General features: G+C 53.2%; 10 protein-coding genes. 4 read left to right on the top strand and 6 right to left on the bottom strand.

Annotated features, from left to right (window positions below; genetic code table 11):
* Positions 1-45: 45 nt before the first annotated feature.
* The 3 genes from argH to argC all read right to left on the bottom strand — a co-directional run bounded on the left by argH (position 46) and on the right by argC (position 3,324).
* Entirely contained in the window at positions 46-1,419 is a 1,374-nt protein-coding gene (gene argH / locus HV243_RS23435) for an argininosuccinate lyase (protein ID WP_046276416.1), read from the bottom strand.
* A 116-nt stretch (positions 1,420-1,535) separates the two neighbouring features.
* Positions 1,536-2,309: an acetylglutamate kinase gene (argB, locus tag HV243_RS23440; RefSeq protein ID WP_053388894.1), complete on the bottom strand. Its 774-nt coding sequence runs from the start codon at positions 2,307-2,309 to the stop codon at positions 1,536-1,538.
* A 10-nt stretch (positions 2,310-2,319) separates the two neighbouring features.
* Positions 2,320-3,324 carry an N-acetyl-gamma-glutamyl-phosphate reductase gene (gene argC, locus HV243_RS23445; RefSeq protein WP_016155287.1) on the bottom strand — a complete coding sequence of 335 codons (1,005 nt, stop codon included), beginning with the start codon at positions 3,322-3,324 and terminating at the stop codon, positions 2,320-2,322.
* Positions 3,325-3,479: 155 nt separating this feature from the next.
* On the opposite strand from argC, the gene argE reads away from it, so the two are divergent.
* The 4 genes from argE to HV243_RS23465 all read left to right on the top strand — a co-directional run bounded on the left by argE (position 3,480) and on the right by HV243_RS23465 (position 10,525).
* Positions 3,480-4,631, top strand: coding sequence for an acetylornithine deacetylase (gene argE, locus HV243_RS23450; RefSeq protein WP_053388895.1), 1,152 nt, complete (start codon positions 3,480-3,482; stop codon positions 4,629-4,631).
* Positions 4,632-4,973: 342 nt separating this feature from the next.
* Positions 4,974-7,625, top strand: coding sequence for a phosphoenolpyruvate carboxylase (gene ppc / locus HV243_RS23455; protein ID WP_016157932.1), 2,652 nt, complete (start codon positions 4,974-4,976; stop codon positions 7,623-7,625).
* Between the two features lie 219 nt (positions 7,626-7,844).
* Positions 7,845-9,578 carry a phosphoethanolamine transferase CptA gene (locus HV243_RS23460; RefSeq protein ID WP_053388896.1) on the top strand — a complete coding sequence of 578 codons (1,734 nt, stop codon included), beginning with the start codon at positions 7,845-7,847 and terminating at the stop codon, positions 9,576-9,578.
* Positions 9,579-9,664: 86 nt separating this feature from the next.
* On the top strand, positions 9,665-10,525 hold the full coding sequence (locus HV243_RS23465) for an AraC family transcriptional regulator (RefSeq protein WP_049269724.1): 861 nt from the start codon (positions 9,665-9,667) through the stop codon (positions 10,523-10,525).
* On the opposite strand, the gene HV243_RS23470 is transcribed toward HV243_RS23465, so the two are convergent.
* Genes HV243_RS23470 through HV243_RS23480 form a run of 3 tightly spaced genes read right to left on the bottom strand, consistent with a single transcriptional unit; the run spans position 10,512 to position 14,011 of the window.
* Positions 10,512-10,868: a PTS fructose-like transporter subunit IIB gene (locus HV243_RS23470; protein ID WP_016155282.1), complete on the bottom strand. Its 357-nt coding sequence runs from the start codon at positions 10,866-10,868 to the stop codon at positions 10,512-10,514. The genes HV243_RS23465 and HV243_RS23470 overlap by 14 nt on opposite strands.
* 1 nt (position 10,869) lies before the next feature.
* Complete coding sequence (locus HV243_RS23475) at positions 10,870-11,748, bottom strand: [formate-C-acetyltransferase]-activating enzyme (RefSeq protein WP_053388897.1); 879 nt, start codon at positions 11,746-11,748, stop codon at positions 10,870-10,872.
* Positions 11,714-14,011 (bottom strand): formate C-acetyltransferase, encoded by a 2,298-nt coding sequence (locus HV243_RS23480; RefSeq protein WP_053388898.1) that lies wholly within the window; start codon positions 14,009-14,011, stop codon positions 11,714-11,716. Before HV243_RS23480 ends, HV243_RS23475 begins: the two co-directional genes overlap by 35 nt.
* Positions 14,012-14,108: the final 97 nt, after the last annotated feature.

Raw genomic sequence — 14,108 nt, forward strand, 5'->3', positions numbered from 1 at the left:
ACATGACAAGGCCATCCCTCAGGATGGCCTCTTTTATTACCGACGTTAAATCAGCCGCGCCTTCGCGTAGTCGATCGCCTGCGCCACCTGCTGTGGCGACACGCCGCCTTTCGCCGCACGTTTATCCAGGCACGATTGCAACGAGAGGATCGGATAAACGTCATCGCCAATCACCTGACTGAACTTTTGTAAGTCAGCAAGCGACAGCGCTTCCAGCGGTTTGCCCTGACGAATCGCCTCGACCACCGTCTCACCCACAATATGGTGTGCTTCGCGGAACGGGACGCCTTTTGCTACCAGATAATCCGCCAACTCGGTGGCGTTAGCATAACCCTGCTGCGCTGCTTCCTGACAACGCGGACGTTTCACCTGAATGCCATCCAGCACCAGCGCAGCCATATGCAGACAGTCCAGCCAGGTGTCGAGCGCATCGAACAGCCCTTCTTTGTCTTCCTGCATATCTTTATTGTATGCCAACGGGAGACCTTTTAAGGTCATCATCATGCCGGTCAGCGCACCCTGCACGCGACCGCATTTGCCACGGATCAGCTCCAGCGCATCCGGGTTTTTCTTCTGCGGCATCAGAGATGAACCCGAAGTTACACGATCGGACAGCTCGACAAAGCCCGCTTCGCCGGTATTAAAGAAAATCAGGTCTTCAGCAAAACGCGACAGGTGCACCATGCCGATAGAAGCGTTGGAGAGTAACTCCAGCACGTGGTCACGGTCAGAAACACTGTCCAGACTGTTACGCGTCGCCGAGGCAAAGCCCAGCCAACCGGCCAGCTGCTCGCGATCGATTTCATACGCCGTACCCGCCAGCGCGCCGCAGCCCAGTGGACTGACGTCCAGACGCTTGAGCGAATCCTGCAGACGGCTCTCGTCACGCGCCAACATTTCGACATAGGCCAGACACCAATGAGCAAACGTCACCGGCTGCGCACGTTGCAGGTGGGTGTAACCCGGCATGACGGCGTCCTGGTTATTCTCTGCCGTCACCACCAGCGCACTTTGCAGCTGACGGTTGGCCGACAGTAATTCAATAACCGTGTCTTTACACCACAGTTTAAGATCGGTGGCGACCTGGTCATTACGGCTACGTCCGGTATGCAGTTTTTTACCAAGCTGGCCGACTTTATCAATCAGCTTACCTTCCACCCAGCTATGAATATCTTCGGCATCGCTTTGCAGGATCTGCTGCGGATTAACGCGAACCTCTTCCAGCAGAGTGTTCAGCGCCTCTTCCAATTGCAGCTGTTCATCGGCAGTTAGTACGCCGACCGTTACCAGCGCTTTAGACCAGGCCACAGAGCCGACAATATCCTGTTCTGCCAGGCGGTAGTCAAAACGCAACGAGTCGTTGAACTGTTTGAACCGCTGATCTGCTGCCTGTGTAAAACGCCCACCCCAAAGTGCCATAACTTGCTTCCTTAATATCTTGAATATCAACGCCGGATGGCGCTTAGCTTATCCGGCGTACAGGTTCGGTTCACGTAGGCCCGATAAGGCGTAACCGCCATCGGGTACAAAATAGTTTACGCTAAAATCCGCGTGCCAATTGGCATGCCGTTAAACAGCGCCGGAAGTTGCTCGGCATGACGCCAGGAGGCAATATCCACAGGGCGACCCAGCGTGCGCGCGGCATCCAGCGCCGCATTGACCTTCACGATCATGCCGTCAGTAATAATACCTTGTTCAATCAGTTGTTCCGCTTTCGCGGCGGTCATTTCGGCAATACGCTGGCCTTTTCCATCCAGAATACCGCTTACGTCAGAGAGCAGGATCAGATCCGCACCCAGCGTTGCCGCCAGCGCCGTTGCCGCCTGATCGGCATTAACGTTCATCAGCAGTCCGTCTTCAGTAACACCAATAGAGCTAACTACCGGCAGAAAACCGCCTTCCAGCAGTGTGTTAATCAGCTTAGGCGAACCCGGCTGCGCCAGTCCAACATGACCCAGCGCTTTATCGAGCGGCGTCACTTTTACGCTATCGCCATCACCAAGATACAGACCCACGGATGCGATGTGATGCTTTTTCGCCCAGGCCAGTAAGATTTTATTCGCTGTTCCCGCCAGGGCGCCGGTAATAATGTCAATTTGATCGGCTGGCGTGACGCGCAGACCATTTTTCTTTTTCACCGGCAGGTTCAGCTGCTTCATAAGATCGTCAACCACGCAGCCGCCACCGTGCACAATGACCAGCGGTCGCTGGTGCGACTCACGATAATTCACCAGTGCGGTAAACAGACGCTCCAGCGCCTCTTCGCTATCCAGTAAAACGCCGCCCAGCTTGATAATTAATGGATTCATCGTTGCACCCTTAAATAAGAGACTGCGTTTCAGCAAAGCCAAAACGAATATTTGCGCACTGCATCGCCTGTGCCGCCGCGCCTTTCAATAAGTTGTCTTCAGTTGCCACCACGATCAGGTGCTCACCCTGTACGGCAAACCCGATATCACAGAACGGTAAGCCAACCACGTTCTTCAGCGCCGGAACGCCTTTGTCATACAGACGCACCAGTGGCTTATCGCCATACGCCTGTTGCAACGTTTGAGCCACCTGCGCATGGGTTACGCCCGCTTGCAAACGGCAGGTGATGGTTTCCAGAATTCCGCGCGGGAAGTTGCCCAGATGCGGGGTGAAGATCACCTCCGCACCAAGGTGAGTAGCGATTTCCGGCTGATGGCGATGGGTAAACACGCCATACGGCTGCAGGCTCACCTCACAAAAGCTGTTGGAAATAGCCGCCTTACGTCCCGCGCCGCTCACGCCGCTGGTGGCGTTAATTACGGGCCACTGGCTGAGATCCAGCAGCCCGGCATCAATCAGTGGTTTCAGCGACAGCTGTGCCGCCGTCGGGTAGCAACCCGGCACGGCAATCAGATTCGCGTCTTTCAGTTGGTCTGCGCTCCACTCCGCCAGTCCATAAACCGCCTGCTCCAGCAGGTCGGGATGCTGATGGGTAAAGCCGTAATATTTTTCATAGAACGCGCCGTCGTTTACGCGAAACGCGCCCGAGAGGTCAAACACCACGCATCCTGCCTGCAAAAACTGCGGGGCCAGGTCATGGCTCACCTCATGCGCCGTTGCGAGGAACACAACGTCCACCCCTGCGCTAAACTCGCTGATATCTGACATTGGCTGTAACGGTAAATCGACAATGCCTTTCAACTGCGGATGCAAATCAGAGATTAATTTTCCTGCATCATTGCTTTGCGCTGAGACGGTCAAAGCGGTTATGGTCATATCAGGATGGCGATTTACATAGGTCACAAGCTCTGCGCCGGCATAGCCACTGGCGCCCACAATCAGCGTATTCAACATCGGGGCTGCTCACCTTCTTAGATTCTGTTGCCAGATATAAGCCTTTATCACCTCACCTTACACTTGGTGGGTTTTATTACGCTCAACGTTAATGTATTTTTATTCACAAATACTGCATGAATATTGATACTATCATGACCCGAGGTGTGTCAACAATGAAAAACAATTTACCGCCATTTTTCGAGATATACCGCGCTCTGATTGCCATGCCGTCGATTAGCGCCACCGAAGCAGCGCTCGACCAAAGTAATGCAGGTTTAATCACTCTGCTGGCGGACTGGTTCAAAGATTTAGGCTTTAATGTGGAGGTCCAGCCGGTTCCCGACACGCGCAATAAATTCAATATGCTGGCAAGCATTGGACAGGGAGCCGGTGGTTTGTTGTTGGCGGGCCATACCGATACCGTCCCCTTTGACGACGGACGCTGGACGCGCGATCCGTTCACCCTGACCGAGCATGACAATAAGCTCTACGGTTTGGGTACGGCAGATATGAAAGGCTTCTTCGCCTTTATCCTCGACGCGCTGCGTGACGTCGACGTCACTCAACTGAAAAAGCCCCTATACATTCTGGCCACTGCCGATGAAGAGACCAGCATGGCGGGAGCGCGTTATTTCTCTGAAACCACCGCTTTACGCCCGGACTGCGCGATCATTGGCGAACCCACTTCTTTGCAACCTGTCCGCGCGCACAAAGGTCATATCTCTAATGCGATTCGCATTTTGGGACAATCGGGTCATTCGAGCGATCCGGCTCGTGGCGTGAATGCCATTGAACTGATGCATGATGCCATCGGCCATATCATGAATCTGCGCGATGACCTGAAAGAGCGCTATCACCATGATGCTTTTACCGTCCCGTATCCGACATTAAATTTGGGTCACATCCACGGCGGCGACGCCGCCAACCGAATCTGCGCCTGTTGCGAGCTGCATATGGATATTCGCCCACTGCCCGGCATGACGCTTAACGATCTCAATGGCTTACTTAACGACGCGCTGACCCCGGTCAGCGAGCGCTGGCCGGGTCGCCTGACGGTGTCGGAGCTGCATCCGCCAATTCCAGGCTATGAGTGCCCACCGGATCATCAACTGGTACAAGTGGTTGAGAAACTGCTGGGCGCACAGACAGAAGTGGTGAACTACTGCACCGAAGCGCCGTTTATCCAGACGCTTTGCCCGACGCTGGTGTTAGGGCCTGGCTCCATTAATCAGGCGCATCAGCCGGATGAGTATCTTGAAACTCGTTTTATTAAGCCAACCCGCGAATTGATCACCCAGGTTGTGCATCATTTCTGCTGGCATTAACCGCTTATCGCCTCGCTAACCCTTTAGTGGTAAGCGAGGTAATTTATTAACATTTCCATAAGCAAAGCTTATTTGATTCGATGTGAATTAAATAACGTAAATTCCCGTCATTTTTTCGTTTGCTGAACCGATTTCGCAGCAATTGACGTCACGACTTTTACGTGGCTTTATAAAAGACGGCTAACAAACAAAGTCCGAGAGATTTCGTGTCATAGCAAGGCGGCAAGCGAGCTCATACCAGGAGCTTACATAAGTAAGTGACGGGTGGGCGAGCGCAGCCAACGCCGATGTTGCGCGAAAGATACAGGACGCATAAATTAAAGATGGGGTGTCTGGGTTAATATGAACGAACAATATTCCGCGTTGCGTAGTAATGTCAGTATGCTCGGCAAAGTGCTGGGGGAGACCATCAAGGATGCGCTGGGAGAGAACATTCTTGACCGCGTAGAAACAATCCGTAAGTTGTCCAAATCATCCCGCGCCGGCAATGAAGTCAATCGCCAGGAGCTGCTCACTACGCTGCAAAACCTGTCTAACGACGAGCTACTGCCGGTTGCCCGCGCGTTTAGCCAGTTTCTGAACCTGGCCAACACCGCCGAGCAGTACCACAGCATTTCGCCAAAAGGCGAAGCAGCCAGCAACCCGGAAGTGATTGCTCGCACTCTGCGTAAACTGAAAGAGCAGCCCAACCTCGATGAAGCCACCATCAAAAAAGCCGTCGAATCTCTCTCCCTGGAGCTGGTTCTCACTGCCCACCCGACCGAGATCACCCGCCGTACGCTGATCCATAAAATGGGTGAAGTGAACGCCTGTCTCAAGCAACTTGATAACAAAGACCTCGTCGATTACGAGCGCCATCAGTTGATGCGCCGTCTGCGCCAGTTGATTGCCCAGTCCTGGCATACGGATGAAATCCGCAAGCTGCGCCCAAGCCCGGTTGATGAAGCCAAATGGGGCTTCGCAGTGGTTGAAAATAGCCTGTGGGAAGGCGTACCAAACTATCTGCGCGAGCTGAACGAACAACTGGAAGAGCATCTGGGCTATAAGCTGCCCGTTGATTTTGTCCCGGTTCGCTTTACCTCCTGGATGGGCGGCGACCGCGATGGCAACCCGAACGTAACGGCGGATATCACCCGTCACGTGCTGCTACTCAGCCGCTGGAAAGCGACCGATCTATTCCTGAAAGACATTCAGTTTCTGATTTCTGAGCTGTCGATGGTGGATGCCACACCGGAACTGTTGGCGCTGGTGGGCGAAGAAGGCGCAGCAGAACCTTATCGTTATCTGATGAAAACCCTGCGTTCACGTCTGATGGCAACCCAGGCCTGGCTGGAAGCCCGTCTGAAAGGCGAGAAATTACCGAAACCTGCGGGACTTCTCACCCAAAACGAACAGCTCTGGGACCCGCTATATGCGTGCTATCAGTCTCTGCAGGCCTGTGGCATGGGCATTATCGCCAATGGCGAATTGCTCGACACCCTACGCCGCGTGAAATGTTTCGGCGTACCGCTGGTACGTATTGATATTCGTCAGGAAAGCACCCGTCACACTGAAGCCCTTGGCGAACTGACCCGTTATCTGGGCATTGGCGACTACGAAAACTGGTCGGAAGCGGATAAACAGGCTTTCCTGATCCGCGAGCTGAACTCCAAGCGTCCGCTGCTCCCACGTAACTGGGAGCCGAGCAACGACACCCGCGAAGTGCTCGACACCTGCCGGGTCATTGCTGAAGCCCCGTATGGCTCTATTGCCGCCTATGTTATCTCAATGGCGAAAACGCCATCGGATGTACTGGCCGTACATCTGCTGCTGAAAGAGGCCGGTATCGGTTTTGCTATGCCGGTTGCCCCGTTGTTTGAAACGCTGGACGACCTCAACAACGCCGATGACGTCATGTCCCAGCTCCTGAACATTGACTGGTACCGTGGCTTTATTCAGGGCAAACAGATGGTCATGATTGGCTACTCTGACTCCGCAAAAGATGCAGGCGTGATGGCGGCCTCCTGGGCGCAATATCAGGCGCAGGACGCGTTGATCAAAACCTGCGAAAAAGCCGGTATCGAACTGACGCTGTTCCACGGTCGCGGTGGCTCCATTGGTCGCGGCGGCGCGCCTGCGCATGCGGCGCTGCTTTCTCAACCACCAGGCAGCCTGAAAGGCGGTCTGCGCGTGACAGAACAAGGGGAGATGATCCGCTTTAAGTACGGCCTGCCGGAAGTGACCATCAGCAGCCTGTCGCTGTATACCGCAGCAATTCTGGAGGCCAACCTGTTACCGCCGCCAGAGCCGAAAGATAACTGGCGTCATATCATGGATGAGCTTTCCGATATTTCCTGTGAGCTCTATCGTGGATATGTACGTGAAAACAAAGACTTCGTCCCTTACTTCCGCTCCGCAACGCCAGAGCAGGAACTGGGTAAATTACCGCTCGGCTCACGTCCGGCAAAACGTCGCCCAACCGGCGGGGTAGAGTCTCTGCGCGCCATTCCGTGGATTTTTGCCTGGACGCAGAACCGCCTGATGCTCCCAGCATGGCTGGGTGCAGGCACCGCACTGCAAAAAGTGGTTGAAGACGGTAAGCAAAGCGAACTCGAAGCAATGTGCCGCGACTGGCCATTCTTCTCCACACGTCTTGGCATGCTGGAAATGGTTTTCGCCAAAGCAGACCTGTGGCTGGCAGAATACTACGATCAGCGCCTGGTCAAAAAAGAGCTGTGGCCGCTGGGTGAAGAGCTGCGTCAGCGCCTGGAAGCCGATATCGATGTCGTGCTGGCGATTGCCAACGACTCACATTTGATGGCCGACCTGCCGTGGATTGCCGAGTCCATTCAGTTAAGAAATATTTATACTGACCCGCTGAATGTCTTACAGGCTGAGCTGTTACACCGCTCACGCCTGGCGGAAGAGCAAGGCAATGCACCGGATCCGCGCGTTGAACAAGCGCTGATGGTGACAATCGCTGGTGTCGCAGCCGGCATGCGTAATACAGGCTAACGTCCCCCCTCGTCCCCCCTCGTCGCCTTCGTGCTATTGTACGAAGGCGACAACAAAAACTGCTGTCATAACCGCTTCTTTTTCAATATATTCCCGCCTGAATATATTCACATTGTGAATATATCAACAGCAAAACACGATCCTAAGATCTTGATGCTTAAGTTCCTCTTAATATTAAGTCGCTACTCTTGGCGCTACGATTAAAGACAGGCTCACATTATGCAATCCTTACAACTCCAGTCTAAACCTAAATTTAGCTGGAAAGCCCTGGGTTGGGCGCTCCTCTATTTTTGGTTTTTTTCCTCATTACTGCAGGGCGTTATCTACTTTAGCGGCTACAGCGGTTCTACAGGTTTACGCGACTCCTTGCTATTCAGTTCGCTGTGGTTGATCCCGGTATTTTTATTTCCAAACCGTATCCGCATTATTGCTGCCGTCATTGGCGTAGTGCTATGGGCGGCCTCGCTGGCTGCTCTGAGCTATTACGTCATCTACGGACAAGAGTTCTCGCAAAGCGTTCTGTATGTGATGTTTGAAACCAATGCGAACGAAGCCAGCGAATATCTCAGCCAGTATTTCAGCCTAAAAATTGTTCTTATCGCCCTGGCCTATACAGCTATCGCTATTCTGCTGTGGACGCGTCTGCGCCCTGTTCATATTCCATCGCCCTGGCGCTATCTGGTGTCGTTTGCGTTGTTGTACGGTTTGATTCTGCATCCGATAGCCGTTAACACTTTCATCAAACACAAGCCGTTTGAAAAAACGTTGGATGGTCTCGCCTCACGTATGGAGCCTGCCGCACCGTGGCAATTCATCTCCGGGTATTATCAGTACCGTCAGCAGTTGACCTCACTCAATAGCCTGCTGAATGAGAACAATGCCCTGCCGCCACTGGCTAACTTCAAAGATAACTCCGGCGATGCTCCACGTACGCTGGTGCTGGTCATTGGCGAGTCAACGCAGCGTGGTCGCATGAGCCTGTATGGTTACCCGCGCGAAACGACGCCAGAACTGGATGCATTGCATAAATCCGATCCTAACTTCACCGTATTCAATAATGTCGTGACGTCACGTCCGTACACCATTGAAATCCTGCAGCAGGCGCTGACCTTCGCCAACGAGAAGAATCCGGACCTGTACCTGACTCAACCGTCTCTGATGAATATGATGAAACAGGCAGGTTATAAAACCTTCTGGATCACCAATCAGCAGACGATGACGGCTCGCAACACCATGCTGACCGTGTTCTCTAAGCAGACGGATAAGCAGTTCTATATGAATCAGCAGCGTACGCAAAGTGCGCGCGAATATGACAGCAATGTGCTGGCGCCATTTAAAGAAGTACTGGCCGACCCGGCACCGAAAAAGTTCATCATCGTGCACCTGCTGGGTACGCATATTAAGTACAAATTCCGCTATCCGGATGGTCAGGGTAAATTCGATAACAATGTCGACAACGTTCCCCCCGGCCTGGATGATGATCAGTTGGAAGCATACAACGATTACGACAGCGCGAATGTCTACAATGACCATATCATTGCCACTCTGATCAAAGACTATAAAGCGACCGATCCGAACGGCTTCCTGCTCTACTTCTCCGATCACGGGGAGGAGGTATACGATACGCCACCGCATAAAACGCAGGGTCGTAATGAAGACAACCCGACGCGCCATATGTATACGGTACCGTTCCTGCTGTGGACCTCTGAAAAATGGCAGGCCGCACACCCGCGTAATTTTTCTCAGTATGTGAGCCGTAAATACAGCAGCTCAGAGCTTATCCACACCTGGTCTGATTTAGCGGGCTTCACCTACGACGGGTTTGATCCGACCCGATCCATTACCAGCCCGCAGTTCAAAGAGACGACCCGCTGGATTGGCAATCCGTACAAAAAGAATGCCCTGATTGATTACGATAGCCTGCCGTACGGCGATCAAATCGGTAATCAGTAATACTCGTATCGGCCACTCTTAAAGAGTGGCCTTTTTTTATGATGGCGGTTACTGTTTCCCCTGTCTGCTGCCTGCAAGGGATTAACATGTATCACGACGTCAGCCATCTTCTCTCCCGCCTGATTAACGGCCCCACGCCGCTGCGCCAGGTTTATTTTGCCAGCACCAGTAGCTCAACGCCGGAGCTGGCGTATCAGGTCGATTTTCCCCGGCTGGAAATTGTGCTGGAAGGTGAGTTCACCGATAACGGAGTTGCTGGCGCATCCGCGACGTTACTGCCTTGCGATGTGATATTCGTTCCGGCTGGCGGCTGGAACTTTCCGCAGTGGCTCACACCGGTCACCACGCTCAGCATTCTGTTCGGCAAACAGCAACTGGGTTTCAGCATCGTCCAGTGGGACGGCAAGCAATATCATAATCTTACCCGCCAGCACGTCGCGCGGCGTGGGCCACGAATTGGCTCTTTCCTGCTGCAAACGCTCAATGAAATGCAGATGCAACCGCAGGAGCAACAAACCGCAAGGCTAATCGTTGCGAGCTTACTGAGCCACTGCCGCGATCTGCTGGGCAGCCAGATCCAGACCGCATCACGCAGTCAGGCGCTTTTCGAAGCCATTCGCGACTATATTGATGAACGCTACGCTTCGCCGCTCACCCGAGAATCCGTCGCGCAGGCGTTTTACATCTCACCTAATTACCTCTCCCACCTGTTTCAAAAAACGGGCGCTATCGGGTTTAACGAATACCTGAATCACACGCGACTGGAACACGCGAAAACGCTGCTGAAGGGTTATGAGCTGAAGATCAAAGAAGTGGCGCACACCTGTGGGTTTGTTGACAGCAACTATTTCTGCCGCCTGTTTCGCAAAAATACCGAACGTTCGCCGTCAGAATATCGTCGGCAATACCACAGCCAGCTGACGGAGATAAAAGCTAATCCAAAGTAAGATGTGTGTGCTGTGGTGCAGAAAGCAGCTTTCGCACGGCACTCATCACCCGCTGCGGCTCACGCAGAAATGCGCTAATGCCCGACTGGACGTATCGGCTCTGCGTAAATCGCTCTGCTCCTGCCAGTTCAATATCGGTAATGAGCAACACCGCATCAGCGCGGTTAATATCTTCTTCCGTCAGGCGATTTTCGGTACCCAACGCGCCCTGAGTTTCAATCTTGATGCTCCATTTCTCCTGCTGGCAGAGTTTCTCCAGCCGTTCAGCGGCCATATAAGTATGGGCCACGCCGCTTACGCACGCGGTGACAGCAACCAGATATCGTACAGGTGCGATGGCCATACTATCCTCCTACTGTTACCTGAAATCCGGCGCATTCTGCCATCTTACGTATAAAACCTATCTCTTGCGCCGACGGGACGGGCACTTCTTTCATCGACCAGGGTAATCCGAGCAGGTTGTATTTCGGTTCGCCATATTGATGAAACGGTAGCAGGTGTACCTGCTTTATGCCTAATGATGACAACAGCGTCAACGCCTGCTGCGTGTTCTCTACATTCATCGTAAAGCCCGGAATCAGCGGCAGGCGAGGAATGACATTAACCCCTTCAGCGACCATTAGTCGTAAATTCGCCAGCACGCGCGGCAGGTTCATATTAATGGTCTCACGCGCCAAATGGACATCCATAATTTTGAGGTCAAACAGCACCTCATCGCACTCTCTTGCCAGCGATAACAAACGACTGGCTGGCGCATCGCCAGCCGTTTCAATCGCGCAGCGAACATCCCAGCGCCGCAGACGTTGCAGGAATCGTACGGCAAAGGGCGCTTGCATCAGCACTTCACCACCGGAAAGCGTCACTCCCCCGCCAGAGGTGCGAAAGAAAATATCATCTTTCATCACTTCACGTTCCAGCTCATCCAGTGAGATATCACGACCAATACGTTCAAACGCACCGGAGGGACACTCATCAGCATCACGTAGACAGGGTGTACAGTGCAGGCATTTACTCTCCCGCCGTACTGTTTCAATACGTGGGGAGAGAGATTCAGGGTTGGCGCACCACGGGCAGGTATGCGGACAACCTTTAAAAAAGACTACCGTACGAATACCCTGTCCATCATTCAGTGAGTAACGCTGAATATTGAATATACGCGCGACGTCCTCGCCACATGGGTCAATAACCTCACAGCTGATGCGCGGTGCGGCGAATGATGTCATCCTGGATCTCCTTCGACAGCTCGACAAAGAAGGCGCTGTAACCCGCCACGCGCACCACCAGCCCGGCGAAATCTTGTGGGCGCAGCTGCGCTTCTCGCAATGTGTCGGCATTCACCACGTTAAACTGGATGTGCTGGAGCTTGAGCTGGGTAAATGCCCGCAGAAAATCCGCCAGCTTGCGTAAACCAGCCTCACCTTCCAGTGTGGCTGGCGTAAACTTCACGTTCAGCAAAGTCCCATTGGAAAGCAATGTGTTATCCAGCTTGCTGACCGATTTCAATACCGCCGTCGGCCCTTGCATATCCTGCCCCAGCATCGGCGACAGCCCTCCGTCCGCCAACTGTTCCCCGGCGAAGCGACCATCTGGTGTCGCTCCGACGACCGAACCCAGCGGCACGTGCGCAGAGACAGTATATGAACCCGGCGTAAATTGCCCGCCGCGTGGATTCTGGTATTTCTCTACCTCTTTGCAGTAATGACGCAGCAGTTCGGCGCTGATGTTATCTACATCATCAATATCGTTGCCGTATTTTTCGAAGCGGTTAATCAGCCTGGCGCGAATTTTCTCGCCTTCCGGGGTAGCAAAGTTGTCTTTTAGCACCGACAAAAGTTCGTCAAAAGTTAAGCGCTGTTGTTCAAATACCAGTCCATTGAGCGCATGCAGCGAATCGCTCAGGTTCGCAATGCCGATCCCCTGTACGCCTGAGAAGTTATAACGCGCGCCGCCGTCGGTAATATCACACCCTTTATCCAGGCAATCGCTAATAAACGAGGAGAGCAGCGGCACCGGCGCCCAGTCGCGATGACCGATATCGCAGATATTACTGCCTTCGACCATCAACGTAATGTAGTGGCTGATTTTGGCACGAATATGCTTCAACAGGTCTTCGTACGTCAGCGCGCGATTGCCTTCGTTCTCATGCAGGCAGATTTCCATTACTTTCAGCAGATTAAACATGGCGATGTCGTGCAAACCGTATGTTCTGCCTGGAATAGACAGCTCGACACAGCCGACTACCGCGTAATCTCGCGCATCTTCCAGCGAGACGCCACGGTTAAGAAATGCGGGCACCACCACTTCATCATTAAAGATTTGCGGGATGCCGGTCCCGAGGCGAATGGTCTGTGCCGTTTTCATCAGGAACGGCGTATCGATCAACGCGTTCGTGCGCACACCGAGATTTGGTTGCGGCAGTTGTACGCTCTGATAAGCATCAAGGCAGAGAAACGACAGTACGTTTACCGCACTACGACCATTCTCCGTTAATCCCCCAAGCAGTGCGGTGTAACCCGTTGGGAAGCCAGCGAAATAGCGCGCGCTGCTGGTGGATCGCAGCAGTACAATGTCATTGCATTTCACCCATAGCGATTCGAGTATTTCTTTTAAGAATGCAGGATCTTCCCCCTGCGTCAGCGAGGTCTGATAAAACGGCAGCATATACTGGTCGAAGCGTCCGAGTGAGAGCGAACTGGCGTTGGACTCATATTGCAAAATAATGTTCATGTACCAGAACAGCTGACATGCTTGCCAGAAGGTTTGCGGCTTATGCTGGGCGTTATGCCGGGAGTTTTCCGCAATCGTCAGCAATTCCTGACGTCGCTGCGCATCCGGGCAGTTTTCCGCCATTTGTTCTGCCAGCAGGGCGTAACGCAGAATGTGGCTTTGCGAAGCCTCAAGCAGCAACAGAGCAGCCTGATAAAAGTGGTTATCCGGCTGCTGCAGACAATGCGCCCGCATCTGCGCTACCAGTTCGCCAAGCCCGAGATTCAACAGGCGTGGATAATCAATAATGATATGCCCCTGACCTTTATCCGTCTGGTTAACGCTAAAAATCTGCGTACGGACAGCGGCTTTTACCTCATCGGTCATCTGACCGTTGATGAAATCTTTCATCGACCGCTTTTCCCAGTACGGATACAGCACATCGCGATAAAGATGTTTATCCTCTTCGCTGATGTCAAAACGGTCCTGCGGACGGGTTGGAAACTGCTCCAGCTCGTTGAGCAGCCAGTAAGGATCCATTTCCGGTGACATTATGCCCGCCCGCGGTTTAACGGTACGGTTCCCGGCTATCAGTTCCTCATCACGAATCGATATTTCAACGTGCTCAAGAATATATGCGGTGGCTTTCGCCCGCCGCAGAATAACCGGCTCTCCCTCCGTCTGCTGGTGGCTGGCGGTATATAGCAGCGCACGCTCAAGCGAAATTTCGCGGTTATTCTGAAACAGAGCGTTTTTTAAACGTTGGATACGGTTAGTCATGAGGAACTCCTGTAGAAAAACTGATGCCAGATGGCGCTGTGCTTATCTGGCCTACGTATCAGTAGGCCGGATAAGTCGCCCCCCCCTCCGGCAAACA

Source organism: Citrobacter sp. RHBSTW-00599 (assembly GCF_013784065.1).
Lineage (GTDB): Bacteria > Pseudomonadota > Gammaproteobacteria > Enterobacterales > Enterobacteriaceae > Citrobacter > Citrobacter braakii.

Bases quoted from the DNA above. Each gene is read 5' to 3' on its own strand.
- argH (WP_046276416.1), bottom strand. From the start codon at position 1,419: ATGGCACTTTGGGGTGGGCGTTTTACACAGGCAGCAGATCAGCGGTTC.
- argB (WP_053388894.1), bottom strand. From the start codon at position 2,309: ATGAATCCATTAATTATCAAGCTGGGCGGCGTTTTACTGGATAGCGAA.
- argC (WP_016155287.1), bottom strand. From the start codon at position 3,324: ATGTTGAATACGCTGATTGTGGGCGCCAGTGGCTATGCCGGCGCAGAG.
- argE (WP_053388895.1), top strand. From the start codon at position 3,480: ATGAAAAACAATTTACCGCCATTTTTCGAGATATACCGCGCTCTGATT.
- ppc (WP_016157932.1), top strand. From the start codon at position 4,974: ATGAACGAACAATATTCCGCGTTGCGTAGTAATGTCAGTATGCTCGGC.
- HV243_RS23460 (WP_053388896.1), top strand. From the start codon at position 7,845: ATGCAATCCTTACAACTCCAGTCTAAACCTAAATTTAGCTGGAAAGCC.
- HV243_RS23465 (WP_049269724.1), top strand. From the start codon at position 9,665: ATGTATCACGACGTCAGCCATCTTCTCTCCCGCCTGATTAACGGCCCC.
- HV243_RS23470 (WP_016155282.1), bottom strand. From the start codon at position 10,868: ATGGCCATCGCACCTGTACGATATCTGGTTGCTGTCACCGCGTGCGTA.
- HV243_RS23475 (WP_053388897.1), bottom strand. From the start codon at position 11,748: ATGACATCATTCGCCGCACCGCGCATCAGCTGTGAGGTTATTGACCCA.
- HV243_RS23480 (WP_053388898.1), bottom strand. From the start codon at position 14,011: ATGACTAACCGTATCCAACGTTTAAAAAACGCTCTGTTTCAGAATAAC.